Source organism: Streptomyces sp. NPDC004629, from assembly GCF_042873595.1.
GTDB lineage: Bacteria > Actinomycetota > Actinomycetes > Streptomycetales > Streptomycetaceae > Streptomyces.
Map to the genome: position 1 here is coordinate 49124 of NZ_JBIALO010000031.1, position 13815 is coordinate 62938.

Annotated in this window: 12 protein-coding genes and 1 tRNA gene; 7 read left to right on the top strand and 6 right to left on the bottom strand. The window is 70.2% G+C overall.

All coding sequences use genetic code 11. The features are described 5' to 3' along the window. Positions 1–2175, top strand: coding sequence for a bifunctional serine/threonine-protein kinase/ABC transporter substrate-binding protein (locus ACFYTE_RS34260; RefSeq protein ID WP_388719051.1), 2175 nt, complete (start codon positions 1–3; stop codon positions 2173–2175). 152 nt (positions 2176–2327) lie between these two features. On the opposite strand, the gene ACFYTE_RS34265 is transcribed toward ACFYTE_RS34260, so the two are convergent. The 4 genes from ACFYTE_RS34265 to ACFYTE_RS34280 all read right to left on the bottom strand — a co-directional run bounded on the left by ACFYTE_RS34265 (position 2328) and on the right by ACFYTE_RS34280 (position 7128). After that, positions 2328–3755: a GH1 family beta-glucosidase gene (locus ACFYTE_RS34265; protein WP_388719053.1), complete on the bottom strand. Its 1428-nt coding sequence runs from the start codon at positions 3753–3755 to the stop codon at positions 2328–2330. Between the two features lie 123 nt (positions 3756–3878). Then, the gene (locus ACFYTE_RS34270; protein WP_388719055.1) at positions 3879–4781 is read right to left on the bottom strand and encodes a carbohydrate ABC transporter permease; all 903 of its coding nucleotides are present in this window, start codon (positions 4779–4781) and stop codon (positions 3879–3881) included. Beyond that, the gene (locus ACFYTE_RS34275) at positions 4778–5803 is read right to left on the bottom strand and encodes a carbohydrate ABC transporter permease (RefSeq protein ID WP_388719056.1); all 1026 of its coding nucleotides are present in this window, start codon (positions 5801–5803) and stop codon (positions 4778–4780) included. Before ACFYTE_RS34275 ends, ACFYTE_RS34270 begins: the two co-directional genes overlap by 4 nt. After that, positions 5800–7128, bottom strand: coding sequence for an ABC transporter substrate-binding protein (locus ACFYTE_RS34280; RefSeq protein WP_388719057.1), 1329 nt, complete (start codon positions 7126–7128; stop codon positions 5800–5802). The genes ACFYTE_RS34275 and ACFYTE_RS34280 overlap by 4 nt, the downstream gene beginning before the upstream one ends. 330 nt (positions 7129–7458) lie before the next feature. Between ACFYTE_RS34280 and ACFYTE_RS34285 the strand changes: the two genes are divergently transcribed. The 6 genes from ACFYTE_RS34285 (at position 7459) to ACFYTE_RS34310 (ending at position 12579) form a co-directional block, all read left to right on the top strand. Next, a complete protein-coding gene (locus ACFYTE_RS34285; RefSeq protein ID WP_388719059.1) occupies positions 7459–8514 on the top strand; it encodes a LacI family DNA-binding transcriptional regulator in 1056 nt (351 codons plus the stop codon). A gap of 139 nt (positions 8515–8653) precedes the next feature. Next, positions 8654–9181: an RNA polymerase sigma factor gene (locus tag ACFYTE_RS34290; RefSeq protein WP_388719061.1), complete on the top strand. Its 528-nt coding sequence runs from the start codon at positions 8654–8656 to the stop codon at positions 9179–9181. Positions 9182–9319: 138 nt separating this feature from the next. Then, the gene (locus ACFYTE_RS34295; RefSeq protein WP_388719063.1) at positions 9320–9994 is read left to right on the top strand and encodes a hypothetical protein; all 675 of its coding nucleotides are present in this window, start codon (positions 9320–9322) and stop codon (positions 9992–9994) included. Further along, positions 9994–10494 carry a hypothetical protein gene (locus tag ACFYTE_RS34300; RefSeq protein WP_388719065.1) on the top strand — a complete coding sequence of 167 codons (501 nt, stop codon included), beginning with the start codon at positions 9994–9996 and terminating at the stop codon, positions 10492–10494. Before ACFYTE_RS34295 ends, ACFYTE_RS34300 begins: the two co-directional genes overlap by 1 nt. A gap of 477 nt (positions 10495–10971) precedes the next feature. Continuing rightward, positions 10972–11985, top strand: a complete 1014-nt coding sequence (locus tag ACFYTE_RS34305; protein WP_388719067.1) for an ISAs1 family transposase — start codon at positions 10972–10974, stop codon at positions 11983–11985. Between the two features lie 39 nt (positions 11986–12024). Beyond that, positions 12025–12579, top strand: a complete 555-nt coding sequence (locus ACFYTE_RS34310; protein WP_388719143.1) for a DinB family protein — start codon at positions 12025–12027, stop codon at positions 12577–12579. 265 nt (positions 12580–12844) lie between these two features. Here ACFYTE_RS34310 and ACFYTE_RS34315 read toward each other — a convergent pair. Together ACFYTE_RS34315 and orn are read right to left on the bottom strand one after the other, a co-directional pair. Beyond that, positions 12845–12917: transfer RNA gene (locus ACFYTE_RS34315), tRNA-His, on the bottom strand. Between the two features lie 112 nt (positions 12918–13029). Next, positions 13030–13635, bottom strand: coding sequence for an oligoribonuclease (gene orn / locus ACFYTE_RS34320; RefSeq protein ID WP_388719069.1), 606 nt, complete (start codon positions 13633–13635; stop codon positions 13030–13032). Positions 13636–13815: the final 180 nt, after the last annotated feature.

Genomic DNA, 13815 nt, shown 5'->3' on the forward strand with positions numbered 1-13815 from the left:
ATGCGGGCACTGACGGCGGACGACCCCGCCACGGTCGGCGGGCACCGGCTGCTGGCCCGGCTCGGCGCGGGCGGCATGGGCGTGGTGTATCTGGCGCGCAACCGGGGCGGGCGGCTCGTCGCGCTCAAGGTGATCCGCGCCGAGCATGCCGCCGAACCGCAGTTCCGGGCCCGGTTCCGGCGCGAGGCCCGGCTGGCCGCCCGGGTGCGGGGCCGCTGGGTGGTGCCGGTCACCGACGCCGACCCCGAGGCCCGCGAACCGTGGCTGGCCACGGCGTTCGTGCCCGGTCCCACCCTGGCCGAGGCGGTGGCCGGGCACGGCCCGCTGCCCGCGCGCGCCGTGCTGATCCTCGGGCAGCGCATCGCCGAGGCGCTGGCGGACGTGCACGCGGCCGGGCTGGTCCACCGGGACGTCAAGCCCGGCAACATCGTCCTCGGCCGGGACGGGCCCCACCTCATCGACTTCGGCATCGTCCGCGGCGGCGGAGCCACCGCGCTGACCGCGCCGGACGCGGTGATCGGCACCCCCGGCTACCTCTCCCCGGAACAGACCCGCGCCTACGGCGACGAGGTCGGCCCGGCGAGCGACGTGTTCTCGCTGGGCTGCGCCCTGGTGTACGCGGCCTCGGGCCGGCCCCCGTACGGCGGCGGCGACCCGGCCACCGTGCTCTACCGCACCGTCCACGAGGAGCCGGACGTACGCGGCCTCGACCGGCTGCCCGGCCCGGCGCGCTCCGCCGTCGCCGGCTGTCTCACCAAGGACGCGGCCCGGCGGCCCACGGCACCGGACCTGAGCGCGGCCCTGGCCGCCGCGGGCAGCCGCCGGGACCCCCGTGACAGCGGGCAACTCCCCGACTCCGGTGACTGGTTGCCGCCCGCACTGGTGCGGCTGGTGGCCGCGCGCGCCGCCCAGGCCCTGGACCCGCCCCCGCGCCCGCCCGGAGCCGCCGCGGGCCCCGCGGGCGCCGCCCCCGAGGACGCCCCGGCGCCCGGCCGCCGCCGGTTCCTGGCCGTCGGCGCGGCGGCGGGCGGGGTGCTCCTCGCCGGGGGCGCCGGGGCGGCCGGCCTGCTGCTGCGCGACGGCACGGGCGGCGGCACGGCACCGCCCGAGCACACCATCGGCCTGCACGGCATCGGCCCGGAGCAGCAGCGCGGCGCCCGGCTCGCCGTCGCCGCGCACAACGCGGGCACCGGCATCCGGTTCCGGCTCGCCCTACGGGCCGTCGCCGGCCACCAGCGGGCCGACGAGGCCGTCCGCGCGGCCCGGCTGCTGGTCGCCGACCCGGCGGTGCTCGCGGTCCTCGGCCCCACCGCCGCCACGGCGGTGCACGCGGCGGCGCCGGTGTACGGGGCCGACGGTCTGCCGACGCTGTTGGTCTCGGCGACCGCCACCGCGCGGGACGCGGCCCGGGAGCGCGCCCTGTGCGTCACCCGGGTCGGCGACGACGCGCTCGGCCTGCCGCTGTCCGTCTATCTCACGCAGGCCCATCCGTCCCGGCGCACCGCCGTCGTGGAGGACCTGGCCGCAGGACCCGCGGGCCGCGAACTGGCGCGCATGATGGCCGCGTTGCCACCCGGCGGCGGCGCCACGACCCGGCACCCGGTGGCCGCCGAGGGGACCGACTTCCGCGCGGCCGTCGCCGACGCGCTGGCGACGCGGCCGGACGCCGTCGTCTACGCCGGTACCTCGCCCACCCGGGCCGCCTCCTGCGCCCGCGCGCTGCACCGGGCCGGCTTCACCGGCGCCCGCGTCGCCGTGGAGCCCGTGCTGCGCGGCGCGTTCCTGGACGCGGCGGGCGCGGCGGCCGACGGCTGGGTCCTCGCCGCTCCCTACGCCGAGCCCCGGTCGATGGACACCACGGCCGCCCGCGCCTTCACCGCCGCCCACCGCAACCGCTACGGCGCCGATCCGGCGCGGTGGGCGGCCGAGGCCCATGACGCCGTCGTCCTGATCGCCCGCACCCTGGACGCGCTCGGCGGCGGCCCGGACCTCACCCGGGGCCAGGTCACCGAACGCCTGTTCCGGACACCGGTCCAGGGCGTCGCCAAGCCGATCCGCTTCGACACCGCCCGCACCCTCGACGACACCGACGCGAGCTTCCTGTACGGCGCCGCATCCGGCCGCTTCCACTTCCTGAACCGCTACGACCAGATCACCCGCCCGTTCACGCCCTGAGCGGTTCCGGTGAAGCACGCCGCGGTTCGACAGCGCCCGAAGGGGCGCGGGGCTGTATCGATTTGCGGCTCCGCCGCGTGGGCGCGCCCAGCCACGACGGGTGCCGCAGCCAACCGACGGCCCATCGCGGCAAACCCAGCGGAGCCGCCGGCTCAGACACCGTCCGTCGGCGGCAGTGCGCCGGAGCGGGCGGCCTGCCCGTACCAGCGCGCGCTCGACTTCGGCGTCCGCTCCAGCGTGGCGTAGTCGACGTACACCGTGCCGAAGCGCTTCTCGTAGCCGTACGCCCACTCGAAGTTGTCCATCAGGGACCACAGGTAGTAGCCGCGGACATCCGCGCCGTCCGCGATGGCACGGCGGACCGCCGAGAGATGGCCGTGCAGATAGGCGATGCGCTCCGGGTCGTGCACCCGGCCGTCCGGGTCCGGCTTGTCGTCGTAGGCGGCGCCGTTCTCCGTCACGTACAGCGCCAGGTCCGGGGCCTCCCGGGAGTACCGCATGATCAGCTCGTGCAGGCCCGTCGGGTCGATCGTCCAGCCCATCTCCGTGCGTTCGCCCGGCGTCTGGTGGAAGGCCACGCCGTCCGCGGCCGGCCAGGGCGAGTGGTCGCTCGTTCCGTGCCCGTCGGCCCGCGGTCCGGTCGCCTCCGGGTCGGCCGCCGAGACCAGCGTGGGCGTGTAGTAGTTGAGGCCCAGCGCGTCCAGCGGCTGGTGGATCGCGCGGAGGTCGCCGTCCCGGACGTAGGACCAGTCGGTGACCGACGCCGTGTCCCGGAACAGCGTCTGCGGGTACGCCCCGTGCAGCACCGGGCCGTGGAAGACACCGTTGGCCAGGTCGTCGATCCGGCGGCCCGCCGCGAGGTCCGCCGGGTCCTGCGAAACGGTGCGCACCACCGAGGAGTTGAGGCTGATCGCGATCGTGTTGCGGGCCGGCAGCACCGAACGCAGCGCCGATGTGGCCAGTCCGTGCGCCAGGTTGAGGTGGTGCGCGGCCCGCAGCGAGGCCGCCGGGTCGGTCCGGCCCGGCGCATGCACCCCGGAGCCGTAGCCCAAAAAGGCGCTGCACCAGGGCTCGTTGAGGGTGATCCACTGTTCCACCCGGTCGCCCAGCGCCTCGCCGACGATCTGCGCGTACTCGGCGAACCGGAGGGCGGTGTCCCGCTCCGGCCAGCCGCCCGCGTCCTCCAACTCCTGCGGCAGGTCCCAGTGGTAGAGGGTGACGGCCGGCTTGATGCCGGCGGCCAGCAGCTCGTCGACCAGACGGCGGTAGAAGTCCAGGCCCACCTGGACGGCCGGGCCCCGGCCCGTCGGCTGCACCCGCGGCCAGGAGATCGAGAACCGGTACGCGTTCAGGCCGAGGCCGGCCATCAGCGCCACGTCCTCGCGGTAGCGGTGGTAGTGGTCGACCGCGATGTCACCGGTGTCGCCGCCGGCCGTCCTGCCGGGCGTATGGCTGAAGGTGTCCCAGATCGAGGGGGTGCGGCCGTCCTCCCGTACCGCCCCCTCGATCTGGTACGCGGAGGTCGCGGCGCCCCAGAGGAAGGCGGGAGGAAAACTCACGGAGGTAACGGGCTCAGGCATGGAAGCGCTCCCATCGAATGGTCGTGGAGACCGGTGGGGTGGTGGAGAGGAGAACGGGGAGGGGCGGGGCACGGGGGCCGGGGCGGCGGTGGCCCGGCCCCCGGGGCTCCGGGGTCCGTGGGGTCAGCCCTTGATCGCGCCCTGCATGATCCCGCCCACGATCTGCTTGCCGAACAGCAGGAAGGCGACCAGCAGCGGCAGCGTGCCGAGCAGCGCGCCCGCCATGATCACCGCCTGGTCCGGCACATAGCCGGTGCCGAGCGAGTTCAGGGCGACCTGCACGGTCGGGTTCTGCTGGTTCAGGGCGATGATCGGCCACAGGAAGTCGTTCCAGGCGAACACGAAGGTCAGCAGGCCGAGCACGGCCATCGCCGGCCGCGCCGCCGGGAACACCACGTGCCACACGACCCGCAGACTGCTCGCCCCGTCCACCCGGGCCGCCTCGATCAGCTCGGTCGGCAGCGCCTGCACCAGATACTGCCGCATGAAGAACGTGCCGAACGCGGTCACCAGGCTGGGCAGGATCACCGTCTGCAACTGGTTCGACCAGCCCAGGTCCGACATCCACAGATACAGCGGTACGACGGCGAGCTGCGGCGGGATCATCATGGTGCCGATCGTCAGCACCAGCAGCAGGTTGGAGAACCGGAACCGCAGCTTGGCGAAGGCGAACCCGGCGAGGGTCGCGAACAGCACCGTGCTGACCGTGATCGTGCCCGCCACGATCAGGGAGTTGACCATGGCGGTGCCCAGCCCCGCCTCGTCCCAGGCGGACTGGAGGTTCGAGAACAGGTTGCCGCCGAACCACAGCGGCGGTGGGGTCTCGGCCAGCCGCCGGTCGGTGCGGGAGGCCGCGACCGCCGTCCACACCAGCGGCGCCAGCGAGACCAGTGCGAAGACCGCCAGGACGACATAGGTGACCGGACCCGCGTGCAGTTGCTTGCCCGCGCCCATCACCCGGCGCCGTCCGCGACCACGCCGCTCGGTGCCCGCGCCGCCCGGGAGGGTGAGTTCACTGGTGGTCATCGGGACTTCCTCAGGCGTCGGGTGAACAGCATGTTGATCACGGCGACGATCACCAGGATCAGGAACATCGACCAGGCGATCGCGGACGCCTTGCCCAGGTTGCCGATGATCCAGCCCTGGTCGTACATGTACAGGCCGAGCGTCTGGTACTGGTGCTCGGAGCCGCCCTTGGAACCGCTGACCCCGCCGAACAGCAGCGGCTCACCGAACAGCTGGGTCGCGCCGATGGTGGAGACGACCACCGTGAACAGGATCGTCGGCCGCAGCTGAGGGATCGTCACATGCCGGAACTGCTGCCAGCGGTTGGCGCCGTCGATCGCCGCCGACTCGTACAGGTCGGTCGGGATGGCCTGCATCGCCGCCAGATAGATCAGCGCGTTGTAGCCGGTCCACCGCCAGATCACGATGGACGACACCGCGAACTGCGAACCCCAGTCCGACTCACGCCAGTTGACCGGATCCACACCGAAGAAGTGCAGGATCCAGTTGACCATGCCGCCGTCCCACGAGTACAGCAGCGTGAACACCAGCGTCGCCGCGGCCACCGAGGTGGCGTACGGGGTGAGCATCACGACCCGCCACACGGTCGAGCCGCGCAGCCGGTAGTTCAGCAGATGCGCGAGCCCGAGCGCGGCCAGCAGCTGCGGCACGGTCGAGATCACCCCGATGCTGAAGGTGTTCTTCAGGGCGTTCCAGAAGAAGTCCGACGACCACAGGTTCTGGTAGTTGTCCAGGCCCGCCCAGGTCTGGTGGTCCAGCGACGACAACTGCACGTGATGCAGCGAGTACCAGGCGGTGTACAGCAGCGGGACCAGCGAGAAGGCCCCGAAGAGTATGAAGAAGGGGGCGATGAACGCGTACGGCGACGCCTTCATGTCCCAGCGGTACCACCGGCTGCGCCAGGAGTCGGCGCCCGCCGGCGCACCGCGACCGCGAGCGCCCCGGGCCGCGCCCGGCTGGGAGCCGGGCGCGGCGTCGGCACTCGACGCGGATCGCGCGAGAGCCTGCTTGGAGCTGGTCACTGGCCGAGCACGTCCTTGATCTCCTTGGTGGCGGCGTCCCAGCCCTGCGTCGGGTTCTTGCCCTTCTGCTCCACCTGGAGGATGCCGATGTCGGTGATCGCGGAGTTGATCGGCTGGTCCTTGATGCCGAAGTACTGCGTCGGGATGGTCTTCGCAGAGTCCGCGAAGATCTGCGTGATCGGCGCGTTCGAGAAGTACGCCGTGGTGTCCGCGGCCGGCTTCAGGCTCGCGTACGCCGACGGGGTCGACGGGAAGCTGGCCTGCTTGGCGAAGACCTTGGCCTGCTGCTCGGGCGCGGTCAGCCACTTCGCCAGGGCGATGGCCTCCTTCTGGTGCTTGCCCGCCGTCGGCACGCCGATGAAGGAGCCGCCCCAGTTGGCCGCGGTCGGGGCCGCCGCCACGTCCCAGTTGCCCTTGCCGGAGTCACCGGACTTCTCCTGGATGTAGCCCATCATCCAGGCCGGGCAGGCCACCGTGGCGAAGGTGCCGTTGGCGAATCCCTGGTCCCAGGGCTTGTCGAACTGCTTCAGCTTCGCGGACATGTCACTGGTGGCCACGGTCATCGCGGCGTCCCAGGACGTCTTCACGCCCGCGGACTTGTCCCAGACGACATTGCCGCTGTCGTCGTAGTAGCGCTCCTTCGCGCCGCCGAGGGCCGCGTTGTAGACCGAGGAGGCCGAGTCCACGAACTTGGTGCCGGACGGCGCCTTCTTCATGTAGTCCTTGCCCAGCTCGACGTACTTGGCCCAGTCGCCCTTCCACTGCTCGGCGAGCTTGGTCCGGTCCGTCTCCAGGCCGGCCTTCTTGAACAGGTCCTTGCGGTAGCAGATGGCCATCGGGCCGATGTCCGTGCCGAGCCCGATCGTCTTGCCGTCCTTGGTGGTGGCCTGGGCCAGCTTCCAGTTCAGCCACTGGGACTTGTCGGCGTCCTTGCCGAGGTCCACGAACTTGTCGGCCTGGGTCTGCACGGCCTCGGTGATGTTGCCGACTTCGATGGCCTGGATGTCGTCGGTGCCGGAACCGGCCTGGAGCCGGGTGAGCACCTTGGGCCAGTAGACGTCGGTGCGGGTGGTGACGTTCTCCTTGATGCTGATGTCGGGGTGGAGCTTCATGTACTCGTCGTAGAGGCCGGCCTGCTTGTAGCCGAAGACACCGAAGGTCCCGATGGTCAAAGTGGTCTTGCCCGTGCCGTCGCCGTTGCCGCCGCCCGATTTCGACGAACCGTCGTCGGAGTCGTTGGCGCAGCCGGCCAGCACTCCCGTAGTCAGCGCGGCGACGGCCGCGAAGGCCACCAGCCTGCGGGACCGGCGGGTACTCGTGCGCATTGAGTCCTCCTGTTGCCTGACGTGCCGACCCCCCGGCCAACTGCTCTGTTGGGCCCGTTCGTACTCGCTGCGGCTCGGGCGGGGAACGTGCGGGACGTGTATGTGTCAGGTACTGTGGGAGCGCTCCCACAAGTGATGAGTTGAAGAGTCGTCGGTTCGAGCGGGGGTGTCAAGGGAGCGGACGCGGCCAAATGCGTTCAGTTATCTGCCTGTTAACTAATTCCCACTCGCTCCATCCGGACCGTGACGGCACCGGCACACAGCGAACTCCACACGGGGTGCTGTTACATTCCACACCAGGCAGATTGCCGGTCCAGAGAGGCGGAGGCCATGGCGAGCCACGGAACGCGGGGGCGCAGTGGCCGTCGGCCGACCCTTGAAGAGGTCGCCGCGCGGGCCGGTGTGGGCCGTGGCACGGTCTCCCGGGTGATCAACGGCTCGCCCCGGGTCAGCGACGCCACGCGCGCGGCCGTGGAGGCGGCCGTCGCCGAGCTGGGGTACGTGCCGAACACGGCGGCCCGCGCGCTCGCCGCGAACCGCACGGACGCCGTCGCCCTGGTCGTCCCCGAGCCGGAGACCCGGTTCTTCGCGGAACCGTACTTCTCGGACATTCTGCGCGGGGTGGGCGCCGAACTCTCCGAGACCGAGATGCAGTTGCTGCTGATCTTCGCGGGCGGCGACCGCGAACGGCAGCGGCTCGCCCGGTACCTCGCGGCCCACCGCGTGGACGGCGTGCTCCTGGTGTCCGTGCACGCCGACGACCCGCTGCCCGATCTGCTGGCCCAGTTGGAGATCCCGGCGGTGATCAGCGGCCCGCGCTCCGCGGCGGAGACGCTGACCTCGGTCGACTCCGACAACTACGGCGGCGCCCGCTCGGCCGTCGAGCACCTGCTCGCCCGCGGGCGGCGCACGGTCGCCCACATCACCGGCCGGCTCGACGTGTACGGCGCCCAGCGGCGCGTCGACGGCTACCGCGACGCCCTGCGCGACGCCGGCCACCCGGTGGACGAACTCCTTATCGAGTCAGGCGACTTCACCGAGGGGGGCGGCCGGCGCGCGATGGCCCGGCTGCTGGAGCGCAGCCCCGGTCTGGACGCGGTCTTCGCCGGTTCGGACGTCACCGCGGCCGGCGCCCGTCAGGTGCTGCGCGAGGCGGGCCGCCGCATCCCCGACGACGTGGCCCTGGTCGGCTACGACGACTCGGCCATCGCCCGCCACATGGACCCGCCGCTGACCAGCGTCCGCCAGCCCATCGAGGAGATGGGCCGCGCCATGCTCGACCTGCTCCTGACCGACATCGCCGACCGCCGCCCCGCGGTCTCCCGCGGCCTGGAACGCCGGCACGCGATCCTCCCGACGGAACTGGTGATCCGCGCATCGTCGTGACCACGACGAACGGCGGCGAGCCGCACCGGTGAACGACCCGCGCGCGGTGGACGCAGGGTCAAGGAAGTGACGACCCACGGTCGAACCACGCCCGGTCGTCGCCTCCTTCGCCGCGCTCTTCGACGCCTACGCGCGCACGGTGTACAACCACGCCTTCCGGCTGACCGCGGACTGGTCCGTCGCGGAGGACGTCATGTCGGCGACCTTCTTAGAGGCATGGCGGCTGCGCGAGAAGGTCGACGCGGAAGGAGGGTCGCTGCGGCCGTGGTTGCTGGGCGTCACCACCAACGTCGCCCGCAACCACTGCCGCAGCAACCGGCGCTACCGGGCCGCGGCTGCCGCGTCGGCCGCCGCGGGCGCAGCGGCCGAAATCCGCGACCATGCCGAGGAGGTGGCGGGCCGGGTGGACGACCGGCGTCGTATCAGCGCCACGCTGACCGCTCTCGGCTCGCTGAAACGCCCCGAACGCGAGGTCCTCGTCCTGTGCCTGTGGGAGGGCATGGAGTACGTCGACGCCGCGCGCGCCCTCGGCATCCCCATCGGAACCGTCCGCTCCCGACTGTCCCGGGCCCGCAAGCGACTGCGCAAACACCGCAACTACCCGGCCTTTCTTGGTCTCGCCGCCGCCCTGTGCTGCTACAAACGGCTCCTCCGCCTCACCACGTAGGACACGATTTCAGCGGCACTTCAAAGCTCAAATGAAGCTCAGAGGATCAATGTCCTCGTTGATGTGTCCATGCCCTTCACTTAGTCTCCATGTAAGCGTCCGCCCAGGGGGGGGCGGTCCCAACAGAGAGGGTGTCTTGTGGGCATCCGCACAAATCGAAACCTGGTCACTTCCGCAGCAGCGATCCTGTTATGCGTAGGCATGGCCGGAACGGCTGCAGCCGTTCAGAGCGCAGATCCTGCTCCGGTCGACGACACGGTTATCAACACCGAACCGCCGGCGGATCCGGAAGAGGCCGTGACCGACGTTCCCGACGAGGGAAATGGAATGCCGGACGAACCCACGGTGACGCCGGCGCCCCCCAAGGACTGGCCGAACAGTGAGTACTGTGGTCCCTCACACGGAGTCTACACACCGTCAGCCCAGGGCAAGCAGTACCACAAGGGGGTGGGTCCCACACTGGCGAATTACAACGGCACGTCCCAAACCGCTAAGTCGACCTTCACGTCAGAAGTGACAGGGGAAGTCGGAGTCAGTGTCACGTCTGGTCTTCAGGTGAGTATCAACACCATGCTGGCCAAGCTCGAAGGAAAATTCGACGTGAACCTGTCTGCGAAGCTCACCGCGAAGCTGGGTAACACCATCAGTGTGAACACGCCGTCCAAGAAGACGACGAATGCCAAGTACGGCATCTACCGACTCAAGCACACAGGCGTCAGCTACACCCTCTACAGCAACTGCCAGTCCTCCACTCGCAAAACCATCACCAGCTATAGCCCTTACAGGGTCGGCTGGTATCTCTGGGAGAGCTGATGCCCGCGATCGCCCGATTGACCCGTCATCCAGGCGCCGTTGCTGTCTGCCTAGTGCTGGGTGGCCTCGCACTCAATGGCTGCTCGGGGGGTGATCAGGCGGAAAGTCCTGACAGGAGCACCGCACCTGCCAAGACGGGGTCCGCAACGCCGGGGGAGGACTCCGGCAGGGCGGAACATATTGCGGGAGAAACGGTCACCAAAGCCCCCAAGCTGCCGTCTGGAGAGCCGCTGACCCAAGTGGCTTCTGCCAAAGGCAACCGAGAACTCGAACTGGGTCACATCACCACGCAACCGCTATCCGTGTTGGTGAACTGCCAGGGCCAGGGCACGCTGACGGTCGAGGTTCGGCCGATGGGGCTCAGCTTTCCGCTGGAATGCGCGGCCGGCGAGGTCAGCAGCACATACAACGAACTGCGTCTCAAGAAGTCCCGTGAGAATGGGGTCGTCTCCGTGACTGCTCCATCCTCTGTCCGCTGGTCGCTTACCGTGGGCCAGTAGAAAGCGCAGCAGCTTAGAGGTTGTCTCACGTGGCAAGTTTCGCGAGGTTCCTGTAGCAGGTCAGGGCGGCGGCCATGGCCTGGCCTCGGCTCTGCCGGTCGTTGCGGACCACGTACGGGATCTTGAGACCACGAGCAGCCCATGGCAGGCTCATGCCGCATGATCGATGACTTCGCGAAAGACAACCTGCACGGGAGACTACCAGGGCGGTTTCAAAGTCCTGGCGATCAGCGATCCGCGCTGGTCACGACAGCGTGACGATGCTCCGACGGACAGCCACCCACGCAACGAAGCTCCGGTTGACGCCGGTGACCTACCAAGTCGCCTGTATCGCCCGGAGCTTCGATGTGCCGCCAGTCTGCCACCGTGTGCCTGATCAAGTCGCCCTCGCGTCAGCACCGCGCGATCGCCGGCCTGCCGTCCCGGCTGGCGACCTTGCCCGATCCGCGTGACCGGCGCGGAAGGCGTCACCCGTTCGTGAGCGTGCTGCTGGTGGCCTGCTCGGCGGTCACGGCCGGAGCCCGCTCCTTCACGGCCATCGGCCAGTGGGCGCGCAACGCCCCGCAGGACACCCTGGCCCGGCTCGGCACCCGGACCGCGTCCGCCTTCCAGGTACGCGTCGCGCCGAGCACAGCGACGATCCGCAGGATCATCAACCGGGTATGCCCCGGCGGCCTCGCCGACCTGCTGGGATGCGACCCGGTCGGGGCTGACACGCTGGCGGTGGACGGCAAGAGCGCCCGCGGCTCGCGCCGCGACGGCGCCCCGGCCGCCCACCTGCTCGCCGCCATGACCGACGCAGGGCAGACCGTCACCCAGCTGCGGGTGCCGGACAAGACCAACGAGATCAGCTGCTTCGCCGGACTGCTCACCCCGTTCGACCTGGCCGGAGTGACCGTGACGGCCGACGCCCTGCACGCCCAGCGCGGCCACGCCCGCTTCCTCGTCGAGGACAAACGGGCGCACTACGCGCTGACAGTGAAGAAGAACCAGGCCGGACTCTACGAGCGGCTGCACTCCCTGCCCTGGAAGCAGGTGAGCACGAAGTTCTACGACCGCACCGAGGGCCACGGCCGCAAGGAGACCCGCGTGGTGCAGGCCCTGACCGTCGACGATCTCGACTTCCCGCACGCCGCCCAGGTCGCCCGCGTCGTCCGGCACCGCACTTGTCTCAAGACCGGCAAGCGCAGCCGCGAGACGGTCTACGTCATCACCGACCTGACCAGCCGACAGGCATCACCGCAACGACTCGCGAAGATCATCCGATCGCAGTGGACCATCGAGAACCGGCTCCACTTCGTCCGCGACACCACCTTCGCCGAGGACGCCTCCAAGGTCCACACAGGGCACGGCCCGGAGAACATGGCCACCCTCCGCAGCTTCGCGATCAACCAACTCCGCATCGCCGGGCACACGAACATCGCCGCCGGACTCCGGGAGATGTCCTATGAGCCGTTCACCCGCCCCCTGGCCCTTATCGGACTGCCCTGACCAGCACGGACACATGATCACTCAGACTTTGAAACCGCCCTGGGGAGACTACGGCGGGACCGCAAGGCGCTGCTCTGGAAACTCGACGGCTTGTCCGAATACGACGCCCGCCGACCTTTGACAGCGACCGGGACCAACCTCCTCGGCCTGGTCAAACACGTGGCCACCGTCGAGGCCAGGTACTTCGGCGAGGTCTTCGACCGCCCTTCCCCGGATCCGCTGCCCCGGTGGCAGGACTCCAACGGCAGCGATCTGTGGGCGACCGAGGACGAGACCCGCGATCAGATCATCGGGTTCTACCGGCGCACGTGGGAACACTCGGACGCGACGATCGACGAGCTTCCCCTCGACGCCCCCGGCCACGTGCCGTGGTGGCCGGAGCCTTATGCCGACACGAACCTGTTCGCCGTCATGGTCCATGTCCTCGGCGAGTCCATCCGGCATGCCGGGCACGCCGATATCCTGCGCGAGGGCCTCGACGGCCGGACCGGGTTGCGCGCCGAACACGAGAAGCAGATCGACAAGGAAGCCCGTGCAGCCTACTGCGCGAAGATCGAGCAGGCCGCCAGGTCGGCCGCACCAATCAAGGCGTAGAGGTTGTCTCACGTGACTTGATGTTCGTGCGGCATGATGCCGGTCGTGGGTGCTGATCTATCGAAGCGTCTGGTTCCCGATGAACTCTGGGAGCCGGCCGCCCCGTTGCCGCCGACGTTCGGCACGTCGCCCGCCACCGCGCATCGCCGCTCACTGTACGGCCTTGCCGGGCTGCCACTTCAGGTCACCGACCGCTCACCCCAGCCATGGTGGCGAGAAACACCAAGGGCCGACCTGTTTCCCAGGTCGGCCCTTGATCATTCAGGGTGAGTGACGGGACTCGAACCCGCGACATCCTGGACCACAACCAGGTGCTCTACCAGCTGAGCTACACCCACCACGACCGACGGTTACTGTGTGGAGTCCCTGACCGGCCGAGAAAAAGTGTACAGGGTCCGAAGGGGTGCTCGCGCCCGCCTTTCACGGCGCCCTCCGCCGGCCCGCCGGCGGCTAGCGCGCCGCGGGCAGGACGTGCTTGGCCGCGATCGACCTCGCCGTGTCCGAGTCGGGGCCCGGCTGGGGGACGAAGATGGCCTCGCGGTAGTAGCGCAGCTCCGCGATGGACTCGCGGATGTCGGCGAGGGCACGGTGGTTGCCGTTCTTCTCCGGGCTGTTGAAGTACGCGCGCGGGTACCAGCGGCGGGCCAGCTCCTTGATGCTGGAGACGTCCACGATCCGGTAGTGGAGGTAGTCCTCCAGGGTGGGCATGTCGCGCAGCAGGAAGCCGCGGTCGGTGCCGACGGAGTTGCCGCACAGCGGGGCCTTGCCCGGCTCCTTCACATGCTCCCGCACATAGGCCAGGACCTGCTCTTCCGCGTCGGCCAGCGTGGTGCCGCCGGGCAGCTCGTCGAGCAGCCCGGACGCGGTGTGCATCTGGCGCACCACCTCGGGCATCGTCTCCAGCGCCGAGTCCGGCGGGCGGATGACGATGTCCACCCCCTCGCCGAGTACGTTCAGCTCCGAGTCGGTGACCAGGGCGGCCACCTCGATGAGCGCGTCGTCGGACAGCGAGAGACCTGTCATCTCGCAGTCGATCCACACCATGCGATCGTTCATATGCCTAACCTTACGGCCCGTATCTGCTTCCGGTGCCGGTCGTGCGCGGGGTCACGGCGCGCCGCCGTGGCCGCCGACGATACCGAGCGGGGTGGGGGGGGGCGCCCCCCCCCCCCCCCCCCCCCCCCCCCCCCCGCACCGCGGCCCCCGCCCCCCCCCGGGGGCCGGCCGCGCCACCCC